This is a genomic window from Deltaproteobacteria bacterium (genome assembly GCA_016931625.1).
In the GTDB taxonomy this organism is placed as follows: Bacteria; Myxococcota; XYA12-FULL-58-9; order XYA12-FULL-58-9; family JAFGEK01; genus JAFGEK01.
On sequence record JAFGEK010000004.1, the window covers coordinates 1 to 19,506 of the forward strand.

The window sequence follows — 19,506 nt, forward strand, 5'->3', positions numbered from 1 at the left end:
GGCTGCAACTTTGGTTAAAGCCGCCGTCAGCGTGGTCTTGCCGTGGTCAACGTGTCCGATGGTGCCTACGTTTACGTGCGGCTTGGACCGGTTGAATTTCTCTTTAGCCATAACCAATCTCCTTAGAGGTTAACTTGCCCTCATATCTACTAAATGGAGCCCATGACCGGAATCGAACCGGTGACCTCTTCCTTACCAAGGAAGTGCTCTGCCGACTGAGCTACATGGGCACCTCGGCCTGCATAATTTCTAATGCAAGACTAAAAATCACTCTCACTCTCTACCTAATATAATTAAAGAGCTTTGGAGCGGGAAACGAGGCTCGAACTCGCGACCCTCAGCTTGGAAGGCTGATGCTCTACCAACTGAGCTATTCCCGCCAAAAAACTCTCCATTGCAAATTCTCATGGTGGAGGGGGAAGGATTCGAACCTTCGTAGCGCATGCGCGGCAGATTTACAGTCTGCTCCCTTTAGCCACTTGGGTACCCCTCCGAGCTTTTTCAAAGCTTTAAACCTTTCAGTTTAGCCATCTCATATGCAATACGCATGGAGCTGGCGATGGGACTCGAACCCGCAACCTGCTGATTACAAATCAGCTGCTCTACCAATTGAGCTACGCCAGCCGAACTGGCTTTTCCCAATTTTTTTCGTTTGGTATGTCAACTTTTCTCTTTAACTCTTAGCTACCTGATATTTAAAGAGAAAAGACAGACTGCCGCCCGTGACCAATTGGGAGCGCAGGTTTATAGGTGTCAGTGTCCATGAAGTCAAGCGCAAAACGTTATTATTTAACGCGATTATGTCATCTATAAATGGCTTCAATTCTTATGGGTTATAATGGTAAAAAGATTAAAAATGCATTTTATGTAATATGTTGAGTCTATTTCAAATAACTTATTATTTTATGCATTAAAAAAGTGACGATCGCAAATTTCAAAATCGACAAAACCTCTAGTTAGATTTTAATCACAAACAAAGAATAACTTTTAAGAACTATCATTCAAACTCACATAAGAGAAAATATTACAATATTAGCAATTTATATATTTATAACTATAATTGCTAATAAAAGTATAACCATATCATATAGAGGTATTATCATGAAAACTTGTATTGGATTATTTTTCTTTTTTTCAGCTATTCTTATCGGATGCGGAAATATTCCTGATAAAGATGTAGAAATTTCTACTAGCGAAACCCAAACTTCACAACTTGCGTCTTTTGATGATTGTGGCAGTGATTATTTTGGCAATCTTAAAAAGGCGTTAGGAATTTTAGATAATAATTGGGCATGCCGTCCCTGGCTCTGGTACTATTCGTATTTGTGAAGATTGGATGGATTGGATCAATTCCAATGTAACAATGCCCAAAAAAAGACGGATTTGTTTTGGTGCTGCAATGGCGCATGAATTTTCTCATGCTTGCTGGGGCAATGAGACTCGCGCTGAAAATATTGAAGACCTTACTCGAGAATTCTTAAACGACTACTTTGGTTATAATCTAACAAACGTAGATTGTAACTCTGATTAGTTAAAAGCAATCTCACTTGCTGCGCTGCCTTAAAGCTTCATAGAGAACTATCGCACCTGCTACAGATGCATTTAATGACTCTATACGTTCAATCATTGGAATATGTACTAACACATCACAATTTGCTGCTACCAAACGCCTAAGGCCTGAGCCTTCAGAACCAATAACTATAATACTAGGAAGACTAAAATCTGCCTGCCAGAGAGGGCGCGCTGCTGCATCTGCTGCAGCACCAATCACCCATAGTCCAGCTTTTTTTAGCGCCTCAATATTACGATTTAAATTAGTTACCCGTGCAATACCAATATTTGCGGTGGCACCAGCAGAAGCTTTAACTACTGTAGCATTTACTTCACAACTATGATCTTTGCTAATAATTACTCCATGAGCACCAAGAGCTGCAGCTGAACGTATCAATGCTCCGAGATTATGGGGATCTTGAATTTGATCTAACATTAATAACAAAGGCGCTTCATCACTTTTTTTAGCTACCTGTAAAATATCATCAATATCGCAATATTTAAAAGTGGCAACTACTGCTACTACACCCTGATGATTAACATTACCTACCATACTAATAAGTGCATTCGCAGGAACTTTGTTTATCGTAATAGAGAACCGTTGTGCATTACGAATAATATCGCTGTGCCGTTCATTGCGACCATTAGCTAAAAACAATTGCTGAATTTCACGCGAGCGCGAACGCAGCAATTCACTTACTGGATGACGACCGTAAATATATTGCTCGTTACTCACGATAGCTTATACCTTTGTTAGTTCAAGGTTTATCGCTTTGGCTGCATCTAATGGTTTTGCTGCAGTAATTATAGGACGCCCAACTACAATCCAAGTAGCTCCAGCATTTATTGCCACTTTGGGGGTTGCCACGCGACGCTGATCATATACTTCACTTCCCAAAGGACGCACACCTGGTACCACCCTAACTCCAGAAAGTGACGATAATGCATCAAGTTCATGAGCACTGCAAACTAAGCCATCGGCGCCATTAGCTAATGCTAAATTGCCCAGAGTGTGTGCCGTTTGCTGGGTGTTACTAACAAAACCAATTTTCTTTAATGCATCAGCATCAAGACTGGTAAGCACTGTAACTGCAATAAGCGCTGTCTGAGGATTTAAAGAATCTCGCACAGCTCGCACCATTGCAGCACCACCTGCAGCATGAATAGTTAATAAACTCACACCAAGATTTGATACTTGTTTGGCTGCGGCACTAGCAGTTCGAGGAATATCGTGAAGTTTGAGATCAAGAAAAACCTCTACTCCTAAATCAACTATCTCCCGTACAAGTTTTGGACCATGGGCAACGAAACCTTCAAGGCCAATTTTGACCATGGCCACTTCATCACGTAAAAGTTGTGCTAAGAATAAAATCTCTTCTCGATCAGGTACATCTAAGGCTACTATTAATTTTTTATTACGGTTCATAAAATCTCTCTTGTATAAGTTATAAATGTAAGAGTCTCTCCTACAATAAGCTGATAAATAAGTAAGCCCCAAATATTCAAAAAAGTTTTAGCCTATAGTGTATGACAAATCGATTGCAAAAGTGTATAACAGAGAATGTATTAAACTGTGATGCAATATGGAGGTCAGTATGCGAAGTCTTCCACTATCATTAATTGTATTGTTTGTGATTACAGCATGTAATGGCGGTAACGTAGACAACCCTGAATCAAATGGCAATCTTGATCAAAAAAATACAAATTCGCTAACTACTACAATTTATGGTGCGGTTACTGCGCCTGCAAGTTTTTTTGAAGCCACTCCTAGTAATAATGATGAGCGACCTGTAGCTGGCGCACATTGCACACTCGAAGGTACTGAGCATGTGCAAGTGACCAACGAGTCGGGTGAATTCTCATTTACCAATGTTACCCGGGGTTACTATTGCTTATTATGCAAAGCTGAATCAACTATTGGTAATAAGTTTTGTAGCCTCAAAAATATAAATACGTCTAATAGCGATACCTTAAGTGACGATAAATTTAATGTTGGTGGTGTTGTAATTACACTGGCAGGCTCAATTATTGGCAACGTTATAATTGATGATAGCCAAAAGTTGCCACCTGTTTTAATTTATATTCCAGGCTCTTCCTCTTTTATTACCAAAGCCAATAGCAATGGCTCTTTTAAAATCGATGAAGTACCAGCAGGTGTGTATAGTTTGCGTATTGAATATGAAGGTTATCACGCAGTAGAACTAACTGATATTAGTGTTACCGCAGGTGAGACAACCTCTCTTGAAACAATAACATTACAACCAATAGAAGAATCATCTGATCCAGCTGCTAATATAGTTCTTGGTAATGGTCTATCACTAGTCAGTACCCGTACTGTTAACGTTGCGCTCTCACTCAGTGATGAGTCTGCTAATGCACAATTGCGCCTCAGCGAAAATAGTGTTTTTGCTGATAGTGGCTGGCAAACATATAAAGAGCAACTTCAGTATTCTTTTAATAGCGATGGCAATAAAGTACTCTATGCGTGGTTTAAAATGGGTGGAAGTGTAATTGGTCCGGTTAGCGACAGTATTGCAATTGATACATTGCCGCCGACAGATACAAGTATTGCCTTTGCCGAAGGTAGTGTAACTACCGTTAGAGAAGTTACGCTTAAGTTACATGCAACCGATGCCACAACTTCAGTCACTTCTATAAAAATTGGCACTCAGGATTGGCAAGACTACAGCGAATCCCTTGCATACACTTTACCTGAAGAACTTGGCGAACACGCAGTGTTTGTACAATATCGTGATGCTGCTGGTAATATTAGTAATGCCGTATCGGCAACGATTACACTTATAGAACCAGGTTCAGGTAAAGAAGTATCCGGCAACATTACTGAAAATACCATTTGGAATGCGGATGATGGTTTACCATATTTAATTACTGGTAGTATATACATTTATCCTACTGCAACTCTTACTATTACAGAAGGCGTAGTTGTTAATTCATCAAATCAAATGCCAATATATGTTAACGGACAATTAAAAATACGTGGTACCGCGGCACAGCCAGTACATTTGAACGGAATAGCTTTATATCCGCATATTGAAAAAACCAATGAAGGGGTTATAGATATTGAGAATGCTATAATCGAAAATTCAAATATAGGTGGTATGCCTAAATGCGTTGGTTCATTTAGGTTAATTTCTTCAACGATACAAAACTCGTCTGTATACGTTTTATGTCCTGCGGGTAATTCAGAAGTAGTGAAAAATCGTTTTGATAACGTTGGGCTTAAAATATTTGCAGATGTTAGTAAATATAATCCAACCATTGTATATAATAATCTATTCATTGGTAATTCGCAGTCTGGTTTTGCTGTATCTACACTATTTCAATCTGAAGTCGACGCTTTACTTACTGGTCCAATTTTGACAGGTTACCCAACATCAACCATATTGCATTATAACTCGTTTATAAATACTTCTACTGAGCCATGGGTTGCTGTATGGAACAATCAAAATATGATGTTAGTTGCAAGTAACAATTATTGGGGCACTACAAATGAACAAGAAATTTCAGCCATGATTAATGGAGAGTTTTATCAACAAGTTATTTTCAATGAGTGGCTAAATGACCCTCACTCTGAAACGCCAAAATACACACCATAGTTTATTTAGATAGTGGTATTACTATTGGCGGTGGGGATCGTAAAGTTTTAACCACCGCCTCTGGTATATTGGTTATAACTCCGTGTGCCCCTTGTTCTATCGCCTTTGTTGCAGTTTCAACAGTATCAGCAGTATATCCCCATATACCCAATTGTGGTGGCACTATTGTATGTGCTGTCTCTATAAGTTCTAGCGGTACTAATATTACTGAAATTGGCAATAAAATAAGGTTTTCAATTTCAGTCTTATTAGCTGCAATACCTGCAAGCAGCAGCGATGGTTCGCGCATAGTAATGCGATCAAGCAAAGGAATATCAGTGCTACTCATCATCACCCGATCAAGCGCACGAGCACGATGAAGTTCGCGCACAACTTTTTCAATAAGTACTTCCGTTTTAAAAAAAGGTTTTAACTCAATTAATAGGCGGGCGTCATTTAGCGCCAATACTTCTGCAAAGGCTGGCTCATGTTGGTCGTTATATGTACGTTCAATAGCTGAGTCATTAATAACCACAACATTTTCATCAGTAGTAAGCGCCACATCAATTTTAATCCAGTCCGCGCCGACTATTGCACCATGAGAGATAGCTGCAAGAGTATTCTCTGACACCTCAAGATTACCACTACTATCAGCGATGATTAATGGTCCAGCCACTCCTGCAAAAAGTGGTGCTGGTCGCATTGGCAAACCTGTCGCACAAGTTGCCGATATAAATAAAAAGGTAAATGCTAATATTCTTGCGAACATGACTTTTTATCTGGATTAGTAACGATAGCGACTGAGGCGCTAGCACCTATACGGTTAGCGCCAGCCATAATCATCTGACGAGCATCCTCTGTGGTACGGATCCCTCCCGAGGCTTTAACACCAAAATCTGGGCCAACTATCTCACGCATGAGTGCCACATCTTCAATAGTAGCACCACCAGGGCCAAAACCAGTTGATGTTTTTACAAACGCTGCCCCTGCAGCTTTACTCAAAGCACAACCGATAATTTTTTGTTCGTTTGTTAAAGCACCGGTTTCAAGAATGACTTTAACAGGATGAGAATTTGCAGCATCAACAACGCTAATGATGTCATTTAAAACCATCTTATAGTCACCGTTTTTAAGCGCCTCAATATTAATAACCATATCAATTTCTTGGGCACCCTTAAGTATTGCATCATGAGCTTCACTGGTTTTAGTTGTAGTTTTTTGAGTGCCATAAGGAAAACCTGCAACTGACACCACTTTAACACTGCTTTGGGCAAGCTTTGCAACGCAATAGCTTACATTTGCAGGATAAACACATACAGAGGCAAATCCATAGCTAATGGCTTCACTGCATATTTTTTTTAAATCTTCATCAGTAGCATCAATTCGTAGCAAAGTGTGATCAATATATGGTGCAAGTTGTTCTTGGGTTAACTCAATCGCAAATGGCAGCATTGTTAATAACCTTGTTCTGTTGCTTTGTGTAAATTTTTCGTTTTAATTTCATCCATAGCCAATAAGAATAAACTAAACCGCATCCTCTCTCTTAATGTAATGCATCATCCACAGCGGCAAGCGCTTGGCGAGCAGACATAGCCAAAGATACAGATGGTTGTAAATCAAGTACACTTAGTAGATGTTCACGTGCGGCGAGTAATCGCCCGGTATGTTCTATATGAATTATCGCCGTAAAATAATGTGCTTCTGCTAGCATGGTACTTTGAGGTCTATTTGCTATAAAGCTCTGTAAAACCGCTAATGCTGCTTCACTTTCACCCTCTTTATCAAGACCAGATGCTAATGCCAAAACAGTATCATCTCGCTCATGAGCCCGCTGTGTATTTGACATATGCATATAGGTATTACCTGCATCTAAATATTGCTCTGCTTCAACTAATTGACGAAGTGATGGTACTTCTCTGCTACTACTAAATGGCGGTGGTTTATGATAATTTGAAGGTTCGTCCTCCTGACGACCAAGGATCATTGCCGCCAATAAACCCGCAGCAAAACCACCAAGATGAGCTCCATAGGCAACACCTTCGCTTGAGTTGCCAGAGAGAAAAGGAAGTAAATTGTCTACTAATACATAAAATGCTAACACCCAACGAGCTGGTATACGCCAGATATCTATATAAATGAATAAAAAGATTAACAGACGAACATAGTTGCGTGGAAACCACCAAAAATATGCACCAAGAATACCAGATATTGCGCCTGATGCACCAATCAGGGGGCCTGAGGAATTACCCGCAACTAATGAAAAAGCTAATGTTGCTGCTATACCAGTGCCTAAATACAACAACAAATAACGAATACGTCCTAAACGGGCTTCGATATTATCACCGAATACCCATAGAAAAAGCATATTTCCCAAAAGATGCAGAAACCCTGCGTGCATAAAAAGCGATGTGAATAAAGTGAGTATTTGTGGATTTGATGGCTTAAACCCATATTTAAAAGTAAAAACGTCATAGTTTGATGTTTGCAGTAAGATTTCTCGCACAGAAATACCAGGAAATCTTGCTATCATAAACTGAACATATTCACGCAAAGCCGGATCATTTAAACTTGGCGTCTGATGCGTAAGTGGCAACGAAATAAAAAGAAAAACCACAATATTAGCTGCGATCAAAAAATAATTGACCAATGGGAATGTGCGTGAATTTGGCTCGTCACCAATAGGAAACATTACTCCGCCTTATTTTAGAGTCCTTAAAAGTATTCATCAGCTTTCAAAAACTAGCATCCACCCCCAAATGAGCTATATGGGGGTAAATATGAAAAATACACTTTATCTATTGACAGCATTTATTAACGTTATCTTGTTGTTTATGCCAGCATCAATTCAAGCCAGCAACAGCGATGATATTGCTATTCAAAAAACTATTAAAAGCCTTATCGGCTCAATTCGCTATGGTAAAGATACTTCTGCCGCAAAAAAGATAAGTTTTGCTGATATGGCGCATGAATTATTACAAGACGATTTTAATAAATTTACCGCAAACGAACAGAAAGAAATTATCAGCGGACTAGAAACGATCATAAAAGCCATTTCATTCGCTAAAGGGCGCGAAATGTTTAAATATCTTGATGCTATGCTTTTTACGCCTGCAAAAATTGAAGCTGAACACGCCCGGATAAAATCAACTGTGGTTATTCATAGAAATTTAAAGAAAACAGAGATTGTTCTTGAATGGGTTTTAGTAAAACAAAAAGGTTCTTGGAAAGTTATCGATACTATTATGTTAGGTGAAAGCACACTTAAAGGTCTACGTGACGAACAGGTTAAGCCATTACTAGAGCAAGGTGGGACACAGGCTGTACTCAAAGCATTACGTGATAAAGTCGCTGAGGTTTCGCAAAAAGAGAAATGAGCAAAATAATAATATACGCTATTCTTGCTTTAGCAATATTTGGCACTGGTTGCTCAAGTGCTGTGGATTCATCATATTTACTAAGTGGTTATGATCAAAATAGTAATGCTGCAATCAAACGCATTTCGGTAACGGTTTGGTCGCCCATGGATTATCATCAGGTGGGCAATTTAGCCGCTTTTATTGCTTCTGATTATATAAAGCTTCGTAAAAATTATATCGTACACCCACCTCGTACTATTAAACAAAACTTCAATGATGCTTGTGAAGGTCTTGAGGGGGTCTTAGCACTTCGTATTTTAGATATCTCGGTTGTAGATGATGAAGTTAACATGCAACTTGATGCGAGTTTATTTCGTTGCACTGATGATGCTTTGCTTTGGCGTACAACCGGTACCTTAGAATCATCCTCAAACGACGAAAATTTAAAGCATCTTACAATTTCATATAGAAATAGTGTTGGCTCGGTAGCCAATCGTTTTGCGGCACCGCTATTTGCCCTGCTACAACAACTTTTAGAGCTTTTGCCTAATCCTACTCTTTCTGATGACGAAGTTATCGAGAAAATTGAACTTGACTAAAGTGTTGGTGCATTGACTCTGATCGGTAACTTATTGGGTGCCATAGCGACTAATTATATTGGTTTCTATGAACTCAAATATTTGCATTAGAAACGACATACGAGTTATATCATAATACCCAGGCTATAGTGCCAAACATCTTATTACGTTCTATTATTTATCGAGATCCCAAAATTTTATTAATTTCTTTTTGGTTTGATGTAGGCGAGCGTTTATTTTTCGCACAAGCTTCACAGATGCAAGTTACTCCACGAGCAGCATCGGGAACACGAGCAAGCACTTCTTGCGGTATGCTAGTGTTGAAACACCAACATGAGCTTTTACCGTCCGCCTTACCACAATGATTGGGGCCGCCGTACAAAGGGCAAATATCTGGACTATACGCTGGATAATCTTCAGAACTCATTTGGCATTTAAGACTTGCGCACGCATTTGTTTTGCAGCTTCAACCAAATTTGTCAAAGCTGGGAGCACTTCTTCAAAACATCGTGTTTTAAGACCACAGTCTGGATTAGCCCAAAGACGCTCGACAGGAATAACGCGAGCTGCGCACCGTAGTAAATCAAGCATCTCGTCAATCTTAGGTACACGAGGAGAATGAATATCATAGAAGCTATATATCGACTGTGAGAAAATACACAATGACCGCATTTCAAGCATTGCTGGATGCGTTTATGGGTAAAGCTTTCATGCCTTCTTCGGCATAGTTTTTATTACCTATGGAGCCACTATAACACCTCTATTTATTGAGGTTAATTACAACATAGCAACTTATGGGTTGGCTATGCTGTTGTGGATTCCAATGATTAAGTGCTAATAATTAGGTGTATGGCACATTTAGCTCTTGGGTGATGCTTTTAGCGATAGCGGCGCTTAATTTGTATTTCTACCTATATCGATGCAGATCGCTAATTTAAATTGGTGAAATATTCAGTTTTTGGTGTATAAAAATGCTTGCATAACAATAGCAAAAGTTGTAAATTTTTCGTTGGATTAAGTATAATGGTTGGAATTAAAGAATATTTGGGCGATGAGATTTCTCGATTACCTGCTTTCAAAGGCAGTCCCCCCATTCCTGCAACCTCTTTGGTTTCTGAACCGGCTACTAGTATTGATGGCTTGGATACAGTCAGTAATGATTTGTTTCAAACTCAGCCAACGCCATCCAAGACGAACATTTCAAATCTTGGTCCCACTATACCAGTGCCACAGCAGTTGACAAAAATAGAAATAAATCGGGCGTTTGCCAAACCTGATGCAACTTTTACACATAATACAGTCACTATCGATATTACTGCAGCAATCACTGAATATTTGCGAGCCCAGGCTGTAGCTGAAGAACATGGTAAAATTTCTGGAACCGAGTTTGTATCGCGAAATGGTCCAGCCCCATACTCGTCAAATTGTATGGGTACAGTTTATGATATTTATAATTCCTACAAAATAGACTACAAAAAAGTATATTTTGTTTATTACGACATATGGGGTTTTTTAAAACAATATTGCCGAAAGATACGACATCCCCAGCCCGGAGACATAATCACTTTCAGGCCCCAAAAACGCGATAATAATCCTATGTTTGATCATTTGGGCATTTATCTGGGGAAAAACCAGCGTAATGAGCCAATTTTCTTTCAACAGCTAAATATTGACGCACCTTACAAAGTCACATCGCTCAAAGAATTATTGGGAATAGATAACTACGGCAAATGCGTAGAATTTTATGAAAGTGCTATTTTTGATTTTTGTGTGAGTAGGTCTGCCGATTTTTTTTATAACCACCGCCAATCTACTTCTGCCTTTTGGCAACAAGAAGAGAGTGCTTTAAAAAAGAAATTATTTTAAAAAAATTGCTAAGCAGTTGAAGTAGCTATGTCTTGTAATGATAGTATAGGTTCTCTTGAGATGCTTAATACCTGTTTTATGCATAGATTTTTTGCCTAAAAGTGAATACCAGCTTTTCCAATCGAATAAACGATAATGTTATTAATTAAGTCGAATTTGCTGCTGCAATGCTAAAAAATTAACAGATAATGCTAGGTTTGTTCTTCTTGAGAAACAAGCATACCTTTAATATCAACGAAATATTTAGACAAGTTTAAGTTACGCTTGCAAACAAAGCTCGCTAGCGATGCTCTGGGTTTACACGTACGCGAGCATGTTCTGGATCACTAATTAACCAACGTAGAGCTTTCATGCACTGAAATCGTCAAGTAAATCCATATGTGATCGAGATGCCTCGATGCTGATTACGTCAGCATCCATAGCTGTAATCTGAGGCCAATTATGCTTGGTGGTAAATAATTGCCAGCCACAATGTTTTTAAGCTACATAAATAGCATGATTAGGTGTATTTACATTTGTATCCTCGTGGTACTTCTATTTATTTCCCATCCTGCGACTGCGTCATTTGTACAGATCGTCAATTTAGAAACTATAGTGCAAAAGGCTGATTTGGTCGTTTATGGTAAAGCTGGCCCAAAGACATGCTACTGGCAAGATGGCCGAATATTTACGCGAACATCTTTTGAAATTGAAGAAGTATGGAGCGGCGCAACTACATATCAAACTATTGAAGTGATTACGTTAGGCGGTGCTCTTGATAATATTGCACAAAATGTACCCGGCTCTCCGACATTCAACATCAATGAACGCTTAGTGCTACTATTAGCTCATGAACATGATAATTTTTATTATCCTATGGGACTTTTCCAAGGGGTTTACCGAGTAACCGGCGAAAATAGTAATCGTTTAGTTCGTCGCGCTAGTTCTAAAGCTTTAATTATTGGACGCACGACCGAGTCACCAACTATATCGCTAAAATCATTACGTCAAAAAATTCTTGAGGCTGTCAGTGCACAAAACTAGTTATAGGTTCGCAATAAACCTGATTGTGACATTATGCTTTAATTTATTTACATTAAATGCATATGCTTTTATGTGCGCCCGCGTGTCAGATAGCGATGGTAATGCAGTTGGTGCTTCTCTATCTTGGTTTAAACGAGATATCCCTTATACATATTTTGAAGAGGGTACATCAGATATTAATGGCTACTTAGAATTTTCAGCATTAACTAATTCTTTTGCAACCTGGCAATCCTTAACTGCTTGCTCGGGTGGGTCTACCTCTGACATTAAGTTCACCGAAACCGCTTGGCGTTCAAATACTGATCGCATTGGCTATAATTATCTCGATCCAGAAGACAATGAAAATTTAATAATCTTTCGTGACGATAAATGGCCCCTTCCTGGTCAAATTGGCATTATTGGTCTTACCACTACTACTTATGACACTATGTCAGGTCAAATAATTGATGCTGACATTGAATTTAACTCTGCTGATTTTGACTTTGGCATAAATGGTGAAGAAGATTTAATCGATCTTCAAAATGCAGCGACCCATGAAATTGGTCATATTTTAGGTCTTGGTCATAGCGATGTGGTTGGCTCAACTATGGAGGCACAAGCAAAATTTGGTGAAATAAGCAAACGTGATCTTGAATGTGATGATCGCGACGCAATAGTTTTTAAATATCCTGCCGATGCTCCCAATGGTTATTGTGCGTATACCCAAGCTCCACAAACTTGTGGCTACTGCGAACCTCCAGACGAGATTGACATAACTACCTCTATTGAAATAATTGCATCAGATAGTGATGGTCATACTGGTTGCAGCACAACTAATAATTCATTTTTTTTAGCAGTAACATCAATGCTAACTCTAACTTTATTCATACTTAGAAGACATTGGCTTAAAATTCTTCGGGTACCTCATCAAGATTAACTTTTGTAAGAGCATGACGAATTAATTGGCTTTTATTCGCTTTATAATTACCACGCCTTTTAAGTTCAGCCACCATTTGCTCAAGCCTTTCGATATCATCAGTATACATTGATATCGACATAATTCTGTAATGCTGCGGTTTTGACTGTATCGTACGACGAACTGCTTGCGGACGTTTAGGTGCAACTGGTGGTGGACCAAATAAAGCATCAAGTAATAACTGTTCTCCTTCTAAAGGATTATCTGCTAATACTGCAACTTTTGCGCGTGTTGATGATTTGCTACTCATGCTGCCCTCGTTTCTTTTGCGGCGCCGTTTTTCAACCACTCAATCACACGAATATAATCCCGTGCTCCGTTAGAATCAGAGGCATGCTCGAATACTGTTTTTTTCTGACTTGGTGCTTCGGCAATACGAGTATTAATACGTATCGGAGGAAGCAGCTTGGCGCCAAATGTTTTACGCAAGTAATTAACCGCCTCAGCAGAGATACGGTTTCGTTTATCATAAAAAGTAGGTAACACACCGGCGATACGTACTTCACGACCTGTTTGTTCGCTAACCCGCCTTAAAGTGAAGAGTACTTGTTTGACCCCAACCAGTGCTAAATAATCGCAACTTACTGGAATTAACACTTCGCCAGCCCAGGTTAATGCATTGTGATTTAAAATCGATAAAGAAGGTGCGCAGTCGATAATGACATATTCATAACCCGAAAGATTTTCCATGGCCTTTTTTAAACGCAACATACGAACATCTTCAGGGGAACGCGCCAGTTCAATCTCTGCTGCGGCTAAGGCCTGATCTGATACGATGATATCAAGATTATCACGAGCGTTTATTGCACAAGTAGCTGGAGATAAACCTTGCACTAAAACGTGATAAATCGTGCGAGGCCCCATAATCCCAAGTGATGCGGCAACGTTGCTCTGGGGATCAAGATCAACAATTAGTGTTTTATGACCTAGCTGTGCAAATCCAGCAGCTAAGCTGAGTGCGGTAGTAGTCTTACCCGTACCACCTTTTTGGTTGAGTATTGCGATTACTCTTGGCGCTGGCGCTGGCTCATCGACGGCCACTATTTTCGGCATAGCATGCTCGCGACAAGCGCTAGAACAAAAAAATTTCCGTGTTCCATTTGCTTCACTTACGTGCATAGCCATTGTAGGAGTAAATTTCGCCATACAAACTGAACAGGATACTGCCATACCAGCTAAACCTGGCTCACGGCAGGTTTGTGAACAGTAATAGACCGTTTCACCCTCTTGTACATTAGTTTGAAAACGAAAACGTGGAATAAAGGCACGCCCGCAACGGGCGCAAGATACCATTGTGGCTTGCTCCAAGACGCACCCTCCGAATGGCCTCTTAAGACCAATAAAAAGAAAGTTAGTACTTTAAGGACGCGCATCCTAAGTACAACTTACCTGTAGCATACTCATTTGTGCGATCGTGTCAAATATATGCGATTGATAAAATTAATTATTTTTCTCAAACCAGCTCAAATCACCCAAACCGCGGCGTACAATCGATGGTTCAGATTTAGTTAAATCAATAATGCTGGTTAAATCACTATTATAAAGTGGGCCGCCGTCTAATAACAAATCAAGTGCTTTTCCAAATTGCTGGAAAATTTTATCTGGGTCATTGGCATATACTGTTTCGTCAATTATATGACGCACAGCGGTAGAAATAAGTAATGGATTGTCAAATTCTTTTAATAGTGCACTACATACAGGATTAGCAGGTACTCTTACTCCAACTGTGCGAGCATTTGTCTGCAACAATCTCGGAACTTCACGAGTCGCTGGTAAAATAAAAGTAAACGGACCAGGCATATGGTGTCGTAATATTCGATAGATTTGATTTTCTACCATTGCATAACGTGATACTTGCGCTAGATCACTGCAAAGGAATGATAAACGATGGCTACGATTAATACCTTTGAGTTGATAAATTTTTTCAATGGAACGTTTCGCAAAAATATCACAACCAAGGCTGTATGCAGAATCGGTAGGGAAAACAATGAGTCCACCAGAACGCAAAACCTCACAGGCACGCTCAATATGACGCGGTTGTGGGTAGTTAAGTTTTATATGCAAGCGTAACATTCATTATCGTCAATACCATGGTCTATAGAACACTAACAACACCTTCGTTGCTTCGCGTGCCTCTTGAGAAAACTTCCAACTACATGTAAGCAATATAAAAGATCGATGGGTTTCAATGGCTAAGCACAAAGACTATGTTACTCAATCTGATGAGCATAATGCTCGCGGTATTGAGCTTGCCGATCGCGGTTGGCTTGATGAAGCTATGAGCGAGTTTCGCAAAGCCATAAAACTTGACCCCTTATCCGCTCATGCACATGATAACCTCGCGACTATTTTGGCTGAAAAGGGCCAGCTCATTGATGCCTTATCAGAATATCTTGAAGCGTTAAAAGCTGACCCAGAAAGTCCAAGTGCTTATCATTACCTAGGAAGTTTTCTGGCTGCTCATGGTCATGAGTTAGCGATTTCACAGTACCGCAAAGCTATTGAACTCGAATATGAATTTCCTGACGCACATCTTAACTTAGCGCTAGCTTTGGCTGACAATTGTCAACTTGACGCTGCTATTAGTGAGTTAGAAATTGCATTGGAGCAAGCTCCCGAAGACGAAATGATTAGCCATGAGCTTGCATCATGTCTGATTGATTTAGGACGTCACACTGAAGCTATTCACCACCTTAAACGTATCATTAAAACTCATCCTCAACATATTGAAATTTGGATTGATTTAGGTATCGCTTATACAGCCCAAGGTTTTTTTGCCGAAGCAGAATCGGCATTTAAAAAAGGAATTAATATTGATAACCAAAATTTTGGCTCACACTATCATATAGCTGCACTTTATACTTCATGGAATCGCCATAGAGATGCTTTAGATTTCTTGGAAACGGCAAAAACTATTGACTCAGAACGCACCCGCAAGTGGTTATTAGAAGATCGCGTTTTTGACCCTTTGCGAGACGAGCCACGGTTTAAAAAACTGATTGCTAATGAATAAGACTCTATAGCCGCCAACGATTCTTAATTTCGTTTAGATCTTCGCCATCAAAGATAATTTTACCATCTTCAAGAAGTATATGGCGATTACAAAGGTTAGCAGCAAATTCAAGATCATGTGTAGCAATTACAACTGCGGCATTTATTTCTTTTAATATTTTTACTAAAGCGCGTTTGCCCAAAGGATCTAAACCAGCTGAAGGTTCATCAAGTAGAAGCAAGCTTGGATCGGTAACTAAAGCACCAGCAAGAGCCACTCTTTGCTTTTGTCCATGTGATAAATGATGCAGGGGATATTCACTTAAATCTTCTACAGATAGTTCTCTTAAAATTTTTTTTGTTTTTACATAGACTTTCTTCGTATCATCGCAACGCTGCAACAAAGCAAAGGCAGCATCGTCAATAACTTTTGGAAATAATAGCTGATCCTCTGGCACGTTGAAAACAAAACCGAGATGATTACGAATACTCGCCAATGATTTTCGTGTTAATAATTCATTATTAATACTGATCTCTCCTTTATAAACGACAAGACCTGCCGCTGCTGAAAGTAATGTTGTTTTACCTGAGCCATTTAACCCAATTAAAGACACTCTTTCATTTGAATCTACATTAAATGAAATATCAGAAAGTACAGGCTTTGTATGAGGTTCATAACAAACGGTAACATTACAAAATTTCAATGCACTTTCTGTCACATCATCACCAATATACGTAGGCTTATGGATATTAATAATGCAATGATTGCAAAACTTAATATGCTTAAATCAAATTTATTTAAATCTCTTTTGGATCTCGCTTTATAAAATTTTTGTGTTGATAGTTGACAATATCCACGTAATTCCATCGCTGCTGCAATACGTTCTGCACGCATTATTACTCGTGGTAACCATACTTGAGGTAAATAAACAAACATTTTACAAGCATTGCGTATACCTTTAGTAGCACCGCGAACAGCCATAGCAGCTGCGACTCGCTTTGTTTCATAAAATAACACCGCGCTTTGATGAATTATTTGTATTAAAATCACTGAAATAATGGCTGGTATGGGCAATTTAAGTAATGCTTCACGAAGGTCACCGGCACTGAGCGAAGTGCAAGTAGTAATAGCGATCAGCATTACACATAAACCACGAAATAAAATTAGCCAAGGGGTTTGTAATGCTGCGGACCAGTTCGTAATTGTCTCTGAAGAAATATTTATTAACCATGGCACTAATAAAAAATACGGTAAAAATAAAATTAAGCCGAGCAGAAAAGAATTACGTAAAATTGTTAATGGTGGTCGACATACAAACCACCAACTAACAACGACCATGCTCGAAAAAATAATGCCATTGCAAGTTGCGGCATCAACAGCCATACAGGCAAAAAAAAGCACAAGACCAGCGATTAAACGGCTTGGCGGCGTCGCTTGCATTATCGGCCCTTTGGCACAACCCCAAAGGCCATGAAGCGACGCACGCATCTACTCTGATTTCACAGCAGAGATTAGATATTCGCTATCAGATTCATTAGCAGTAATGATCTGAAAACCAACCAGTTGCAAAACATGCGCGGTTTCTTCTGCAGACGGTAAAATATCTTTACTAACTGATTGATCGGCTTGAGCATGAATCTCATTTATTTTTTGTCTAGGCATCAGGTGCCAAACATGTAGCGAACCACCAGGTTTAAGCACGCGGCTAAACTCTAAAGCAACTTCATGATGATTATCAAAATGAGGCCAAACCGAATAACAAATGGCTCGATCACAAGAATCATTACCTAGAGATAAACGTCGAGCTTCTTCAATATGCCAGGTAACCCGCAAATCAGGTACTTTTTTACGGGCGATATCAACCATACGCGAAGAGATATCTACTGCTATAATACTACCTGCATCAGATAGCTTATTTAGCAGCGCCTTAGTAAGATTGCCAGTCCCACAACCGACGTCAATAATCTTCTCATTCGCACTAATATTAAATTTATCTAAGCCGGAATTGAGTTTAACCGTTAGAGCATCAAGGTCCTGCTCGCCGTCCCATTTTTCGGCAATATCATCAAAAAAGGCTACTCTTAGGTTTGGACTCATATGGTACTCCTCTTGCTAACAGTTCATAAATACGATTGATTTGTTTTCAACCATGCGCTTTTACGCACCATTCTTACCAAAGGTGGAATAACAATAATCATTAAGATAATGCCAGGCCAACCACGCAAAGAAGCCATTATAGCTAAAAAACCTGCTGGCAGATTCAAAGCATTAGAAAAAGCATAAAACATGATAGCGTATAACACTCTGCCTATAAGTAATACAGGAATAAGTACAATCCACTCATTAGCATTAGTAATATGCCGATAAATAAATGAAATTAGCGCCGCCATAACACTAAGTTCGATAGCCATCATAATAGCAATAGGAGGATAAAATGGTGGCATGCCAGTAAGAGCTGCAGAGAGCAGAGGCACTATTATTGCAGTAATAGCCGCAGGAAGTGGTCTAATAAAAAATGGTAAAGTGCATAAAGGTAAATACATAGGCATAAAAACATGCCCTAGCTGCAACATGTGGAATAATACTGGTAAAAGCAATGATGCTGCACCGAAGAGACCGCAATATGCAAGCTCACGCGGTGAGAGATAGCTATTCATAGCATCAGCGCTTCCTTTTTACATGCTGATTTAATTTAGTAGTCATACTCGTATCATTGCCTTTAATATCGATATAGCATTAGTCAAGATGGTTGCAAAAAAACATTCATAATTAAGAATCAACTAAATAATGAGTTAATCAATAACATACCAATAAAACCAGTAATCACGCCAAAAGTAGCATTGGTTTCAAAACCATTTCTATGAGTTTCGGGAATAATTTCATGGCTTATAACAAAAAGCATCGCTCCTGCTGCAAAACCCATGGCCCAAGGCAATGTAGCGCTAACTATTGTTACTGCAGCCGCGCCAAAGATGCCACCAATTGTTTCAACTAACCCGGTTGCACTGGCAATTGCAACTGCTCTTGATTGACTGTGCCCCTGTGTCAGAAGTGCTAATGCCACAACAAATCCTTCTGGTAAATTCTGAATGAAAATGCCAGTCATTAAAGCAAAACCATCATTAATTTCACCACCAAAGCCAACACCAACCGCCATACCTTCTGGAAAATTGTGCAAAGTTATAGCCATTACTAACAGCCAAACACGTCGTAATTTATCTGATTGAGTTGTATCAGTTTGAGCAGCGAAAAAATGCTCATGCGGTAGATGACGGTGAACAAGCAGAATTGCATAAGCCCCCGTTAATATACTCAAACCAAAAATAGCTGTCGCTAAATTTTTGCTGCCAACCTGCAATATAGCTGCTGCGACTCCCGGTTCTACTAGGGAATAAATTGAAGCGGCGAGCATTATTCCTGCCGCAAGGCTTAAAAGAAAGTCTTGATTACGTTGTGATACGTTCCTAATAAAAAAAACCGGTATAGCCCCAATACCAGTACCTAAGCTGGCAGTAAAACTTGCTATTACCCCAATAGCAAATAGCCCAATGAAGCCTAGTGTTGTGTTCATAACAAGCTATGCTAGAGC

At 39.4% G+C, this 19,506-nt stretch carries 26 protein-coding genes and 4 tRNA genes; 9 read left to right on the forward strand and 21 right to left on the reverse strand.

The genetic code is table 11. The annotated features are described in order from the left end of the window. The 5 genes from JW841_00110 to JW841_00130 form a co-directional block, all read right to left on the reverse strand. A partial coding sequence (locus tag JW841_00110) for a hypothetical protein (GenBank protein MBN1959324.1) occupies positions 1-111 on the reverse strand: 111 nt, incomplete at its 3' end. 43 nt (positions 112-154) lie between these two features. Then, a tRNA-Thr gene (locus JW841_00115) sits at positions 155-230 on the reverse strand. A 74-nt stretch (positions 231-304) separates the two neighbouring features. Further along, positions 305-380: transfer RNA gene (locus tag JW841_00120), tRNA-Gly, on the reverse strand. A 27-nt stretch (positions 381-407) separates the two neighbouring features. Beyond that, positions 408-493: transfer RNA gene (locus JW841_00125), tRNA-Tyr, on the reverse strand. Between the two features lie 55 nt (positions 494-548). Next, positions 549-624: transfer RNA gene (locus JW841_00130), tRNA-Thr, on the reverse strand. 477 nt (positions 625-1,101) lie between these two features. On the opposite strand from JW841_00130, the gene JW841_00135 reads away from it, so the two are divergent. After that, complete coding sequence (locus JW841_00135) at positions 1,102-1,329, forward strand: hypothetical protein (protein MBN1959325.1); 228 nt, start codon at positions 1,102-1,104, stop codon at positions 1,327-1,329. Positions 1,330-1,336: 7 nt separating this feature from the next. After that, positions 1,337-1,531, forward strand: a complete 195-nt coding sequence (locus JW841_00140) for a hypothetical protein (protein ID MBN1959326.1) — start codon at positions 1,337-1,339, stop codon at positions 1,529-1,531. 12 nt (positions 1,532-1,543) lie between these two features. On the opposite strand, the gene rlmB is transcribed toward JW841_00140, so the two are convergent. Together rlmB and pyrF are read right to left on the reverse strand one after the other, a co-directional pair. After that, positions 1,544-2,287 (reverse strand): 23S rRNA (guanosine(2251)-2'-O)-methyltransferase RlmB, encoded by a 744-nt coding sequence (gene rlmB, locus JW841_00145; protein ID MBN1959327.1) that lies wholly within the window; start codon positions 2,285-2,287, stop codon positions 1,544-1,546. A gap of 6 nt (positions 2,288-2,293) precedes the next feature. Then, positions 2,294-2,977 carry an orotidine-5'-phosphate decarboxylase gene (gene pyrF, locus JW841_00150; protein ID MBN1959328.1) on the reverse strand — a complete coding sequence of 228 codons (684 nt, stop codon included), beginning with the start codon at positions 2,975-2,977 and terminating at the stop codon, positions 2,294-2,296. Positions 2,978-3,146: 169 nt separating this feature from the next. Between pyrF and JW841_00155 the strand changes: the two genes are divergently transcribed. Beyond that, positions 3,147-5,168 carry a carboxypeptidase regulatory-like domain-containing protein gene (locus JW841_00155; protein MBN1959329.1) on the forward strand — a complete coding sequence of 674 codons (2,022 nt, stop codon included), beginning with the start codon at positions 3,147-3,149 and terminating at the stop codon, positions 5,166-5,168. A gap of 1 nt (position 5,169) precedes the next feature. Here the strand turns inward: JW841_00155 and JW841_00160 are convergent, their stop codons facing one another. From JW841_00160 to JW841_00170, 3 genes are all read right to left on the reverse strand, one after another. Next, positions 5,170-5,916 carry a hypothetical protein gene (locus JW841_00160; GenBank protein ID MBN1959330.1) on the reverse strand — a complete coding sequence of 249 codons (747 nt, stop codon included), beginning with the start codon at positions 5,914-5,916 and terminating at the stop codon, positions 5,170-5,172. Further along, positions 5,898-6,599, reverse strand: coding sequence for a deoxyribose-phosphate aldolase (deoC, locus tag JW841_00165; GenBank protein ID MBN1959331.1), 702 nt, complete (start codon positions 6,597-6,599; stop codon positions 5,898-5,900). Before deoC ends, JW841_00160 begins: the two co-directional genes overlap by 19 nt. 91 nt (positions 6,600-6,690) lie before the next feature. Further along, entirely contained in the window at positions 6,691-7,836 is a 1,146-nt protein-coding gene (locus JW841_00170; GenBank protein MBN1959332.1) for a rhomboid family intramembrane serine protease, read from the reverse strand. A gap of 88 nt (positions 7,837-7,924) precedes the next feature. Between JW841_00170 and JW841_00175 the strand changes: the two genes are divergently transcribed. Further along, complete coding sequence (locus tag JW841_00175) at positions 7,925-8,521, forward strand: ABC transporter substrate-binding protein (protein ID MBN1959333.1); 597 nt, start codon at positions 7,925-7,927, stop codon at positions 8,519-8,521. Then, positions 8,518-9,102, forward strand: coding sequence for an MXAN_6521/LA_1396 family lipoprotein (locus JW841_00180; GenBank protein MBN1959334.1), 585 nt, complete (start codon positions 8,518-8,520; stop codon positions 9,100-9,102). Before JW841_00175 ends, JW841_00180 begins: the two co-directional genes overlap by 4 nt. Before the next feature lie 157 nt (positions 9,103-9,259). Here JW841_00180 and JW841_00185 read toward each other — a convergent pair whose 3' ends face one another. Together JW841_00185 and JW841_00190 are read right to left on the reverse strand one after the other, a co-directional pair. After that, positions 9,260-9,508 (reverse strand): cysteine-rich CWC family protein, encoded by a 249-nt coding sequence (locus tag JW841_00185; protein MBN1959335.1) that lies wholly within the window; start codon positions 9,506-9,508, stop codon positions 9,260-9,262. Then, positions 9,505-9,762 (reverse strand): hypothetical protein, encoded by a 258-nt coding sequence (locus JW841_00190; protein ID MBN1959336.1) that lies wholly within the window; start codon positions 9,760-9,762, stop codon positions 9,505-9,507. The genes JW841_00185 and JW841_00190 overlap by 4 nt, the downstream gene beginning before the upstream one ends. A 342-nt stretch (positions 9,763-10,104) precedes the next feature. Here JW841_00190 and JW841_00195 point away from each other — a divergent pair, with 342 nt between their 5' ends. Then, positions 10,105-10,947 carry a hypothetical protein gene (locus JW841_00195; protein ID MBN1959337.1) on the forward strand — a complete coding sequence of 281 codons (843 nt, stop codon included), beginning with the start codon at positions 10,105-10,107 and terminating at the stop codon, positions 10,945-10,947. 348 nt (positions 10,948-11,295) lie between these two features. Here JW841_00195 and JW841_00200 read toward each other — a convergent pair whose 3' ends face one another. Continuing rightward, on the reverse strand, positions 11,296-11,367 hold the full coding sequence (locus tag JW841_00200; GenBank protein MBN1959338.1) for a hypothetical protein: 72 nt from the start codon (positions 11,365-11,367) through the stop codon (positions 11,296-11,298). 75 nt (positions 11,368-11,442) lie between these two features. On the opposite strand from JW841_00200, the gene JW841_00205 reads away from it, so the two are divergent. Both JW841_00205 and JW841_00210 read left to right on the forward strand, forming a co-directional pair. After that, a complete protein-coding gene (locus JW841_00205; protein MBN1959339.1) occupies positions 11,443-11,970 on the forward strand; it encodes a hypothetical protein in 528 nt (175 codons plus the stop codon). A gap of 82 nt (positions 11,971-12,052) precedes the next feature. Then, positions 12,053-12,886: a matrixin family metalloprotease gene (locus tag JW841_00210; protein MBN1959340.1), complete on the forward strand. Its 834-nt coding sequence runs from the start codon at positions 12,053-12,055 to the stop codon at positions 12,884-12,886. Here JW841_00210 and JW841_00215 read toward each other — a convergent pair. The 3 genes from JW841_00215 to JW841_00225 form a co-directional block, all read right to left on the reverse strand. Further along, complete coding sequence (locus JW841_00215; protein ID MBN1959341.1) at positions 12,855-13,175, reverse strand: hypothetical protein; 321 nt, start codon at positions 13,173-13,175, stop codon at positions 12,855-12,857. The two genes, JW841_00210 and JW841_00215, sit on opposite strands and share 32 nt — an antisense overlap. Beyond that, positions 13,172-13,978, reverse strand: coding sequence for a ParA family protein (locus tag JW841_00220; protein ID MBN1959342.1), 807 nt, complete (start codon positions 13,976-13,978; stop codon positions 13,172-13,174). Before JW841_00220 ends, JW841_00215 begins: the two co-directional genes overlap by 4 nt. A gap of 387 nt (positions 13,979-14,365) precedes the next feature. Next, a complete protein-coding gene (locus JW841_00225; protein MBN1959343.1) occupies positions 14,366-14,998 on the reverse strand; it encodes a threonylcarbamoyl-AMP synthase in 633 nt (210 codons plus the stop codon). A gap of 115 nt (positions 14,999-15,113) precedes the next feature. On the opposite strand from JW841_00225, the gene JW841_00230 reads away from it, so the two are divergent. After that, the gene (locus JW841_00230) at positions 15,114-15,938 is read left to right on the forward strand and encodes a tetratricopeptide repeat protein (GenBank protein MBN1959344.1); all 825 of its coding nucleotides are present in this window, start codon (positions 15,114-15,116) and stop codon (positions 15,936-15,938) included. A 4-nt stretch (positions 15,939-15,942) separates the two neighbouring features. On the opposite strand, the gene JW841_00235 is transcribed toward JW841_00230, so the two are convergent. The 5 genes from JW841_00235 to JW841_00255 all read right to left on the reverse strand — a co-directional run bounded on the left by JW841_00235 (position 15,943) and on the right by JW841_00255 (position 19,488). Further along, positions 15,943-16,635 carry an ABC transporter ATP-binding protein gene (locus JW841_00235; GenBank protein MBN1959345.1) on the reverse strand — a complete coding sequence of 231 codons (693 nt, stop codon included), beginning with the start codon at positions 16,633-16,635 and terminating at the stop codon, positions 15,943-15,945. Continuing rightward, positions 16,632-17,405 (reverse strand): hypothetical protein, encoded by a 774-nt coding sequence (locus tag JW841_00240; GenBank protein ID MBN1959346.1) that lies wholly within the window; start codon positions 17,403-17,405, stop codon positions 16,632-16,634. Before JW841_00240 ends, JW841_00235 begins: the two co-directional genes overlap by 4 nt. Beyond that, positions 17,406-18,014, reverse strand: a complete 609-nt coding sequence (locus JW841_00245) for a class I SAM-dependent methyltransferase (GenBank protein MBN1959347.1) — start codon at positions 18,012-18,014, stop codon at positions 17,406-17,408. A 23-nt stretch (positions 18,015-18,037) separates the two neighbouring features. Continuing rightward, positions 18,038-18,574 carry a hypothetical protein gene (locus JW841_00250; protein MBN1959348.1) on the reverse strand — a complete coding sequence of 179 codons (537 nt, stop codon included), beginning with the start codon at positions 18,572-18,574 and terminating at the stop codon, positions 18,038-18,040. Positions 18,575-18,693: 119 nt separating this feature from the next. After that, entirely contained in the window at positions 18,694-19,488 is a 795-nt protein-coding gene (locus JW841_00255) for a ZIP family metal transporter (GenBank protein MBN1959349.1), read from the reverse strand. Positions 19,489-19,506: the final 18 nt, after the last annotated feature.

What these genes read in the sequence shown, in the direction of transcription:
- JW841_00220 (MBN1959342.1), bottom strand. Translation starts at nt 13,978, where the DNA reads ATGCCGAAAATAGTGGCCGTCGATGAGCCAGCGCCAGCGCCAAGAGTA.
- JW841_00205 (MBN1959339.1), top strand. Translation starts at nt 11,443, where the DNA reads ATGATTAGGTGTATTTACATTTGTATCCTCGTGGTACTTCTATTTATT.
- deoC (MBN1959331.1), bottom strand. Translation starts at nt 6,599, where the DNA reads ATGCTGCCATTTGCGATTGAGTTAACCCAAGAACAACTTGCACCATAT.
- JW841_00170 (MBN1959332.1), bottom strand. Translation starts at nt 7,836, where the DNA reads ATGTTTCCTATTGGTGACGAGCCAAATTCACGCACATTCCCATTGGTC.
- JW841_00175 (MBN1959333.1), top strand. Translation starts at nt 7,925, where the DNA reads ATGAAAAATACACTTTATCTATTGACAGCATTTATTAACGTTATCTTG.
- JW841_00190 (MBN1959336.1), bottom strand. Translation starts at nt 9,762, where the DNA reads ATGCTTGAAATGCGGTCATTGTGTATTTTCTCACAGTCGATATATAGC.
- JW841_00140 (MBN1959326.1), top strand. Translation starts at nt 1,337, where the DNA reads ATGGATTGGATCAATTCCAATGTAACAATGCCCAAAAAAAGACGGATT.
- JW841_00245 (MBN1959347.1), bottom strand. Translation starts at nt 18,014, where the DNA reads ATGAGTCCAAACCTAAGAGTAGCCTTTTTTGATGATATTGCCGAAAAA.
- JW841_00185 (MBN1959335.1), bottom strand. Translation starts at nt 9,508, where the DNA reads ATGAGTTCTGAAGATTATCCAGCGTATAGTCCAGATATTTGCCCTTTG.
- JW841_00180 (MBN1959334.1), top strand. Translation starts at nt 8,518, where the DNA reads ATGAGCAAAATAATAATATACGCTATTCTTGCTTTAGCAATATTTGGC.
- JW841_00250 (MBN1959348.1), bottom strand. Translation starts at nt 18,574, where the DNA reads ATGAATAGCTATCTCTCACCGCGTGAGCTTGCATATTGCGGTCTCTTC.
- JW841_00155 (MBN1959329.1), top strand. Translation starts at nt 3,147, where the DNA reads ATGCGAAGTCTTCCACTATCATTAATTGTATTGTTTGTGATTACAGCA.
- JW841_00240 (MBN1959346.1), bottom strand. Translation starts at nt 17,405, where the DNA reads ATGCGTGCGTCGCTTCATGGCCTTTGGGGTTGTGCCAAAGGGCCGATA.
- JW841_00195 (MBN1959337.1), top strand. Translation starts at nt 10,105, where the DNA reads ATGGTTGGAATTAAAGAATATTTGGGCGATGAGATTTCTCGATTACCT.
- JW841_00225 (MBN1959343.1), bottom strand. Translation starts at nt 14,998, where the DNA reads ATGTTACGCTTGCATATAAAACTTAACTACCCACAACCGCGTCATATT.
- JW841_00230 (MBN1959344.1), top strand. Translation starts at nt 15,114, where the DNA reads ATGGCTAAGCACAAAGACTATGTTACTCAATCTGATGAGCATAATGCT.
- JW841_00135 (MBN1959325.1), top strand. Translation starts at nt 1,102, where the DNA reads ATGAAAACTTGTATTGGATTATTTTTCTTTTTTTCAGCTATTCTTATC.
- JW841_00160 (MBN1959330.1), bottom strand. Translation starts at nt 5,916, where the DNA reads ATGTTCGCAAGAATATTAGCATTTACCTTTTTATTTATATCGGCAACT.
- JW841_00215 (MBN1959341.1), bottom strand. Translation starts at nt 13,175, where the DNA reads ATGAGTAGCAAATCATCAACACGCGCAAAAGTTGCAGTATTAGCAGAT.
- JW841_00255 (MBN1959349.1), bottom strand. Translation starts at nt 19,488, where the DNA reads ATGAACACAACACTAGGCTTCATTGGGCTATTTGCTATTGGGGTAATA.
- pyrF (MBN1959328.1), bottom strand. Translation starts at nt 2,977, where the DNA reads ATGAACCGTAATAAAAAATTAATAGTAGCCTTAGATGTACCTGATCGA.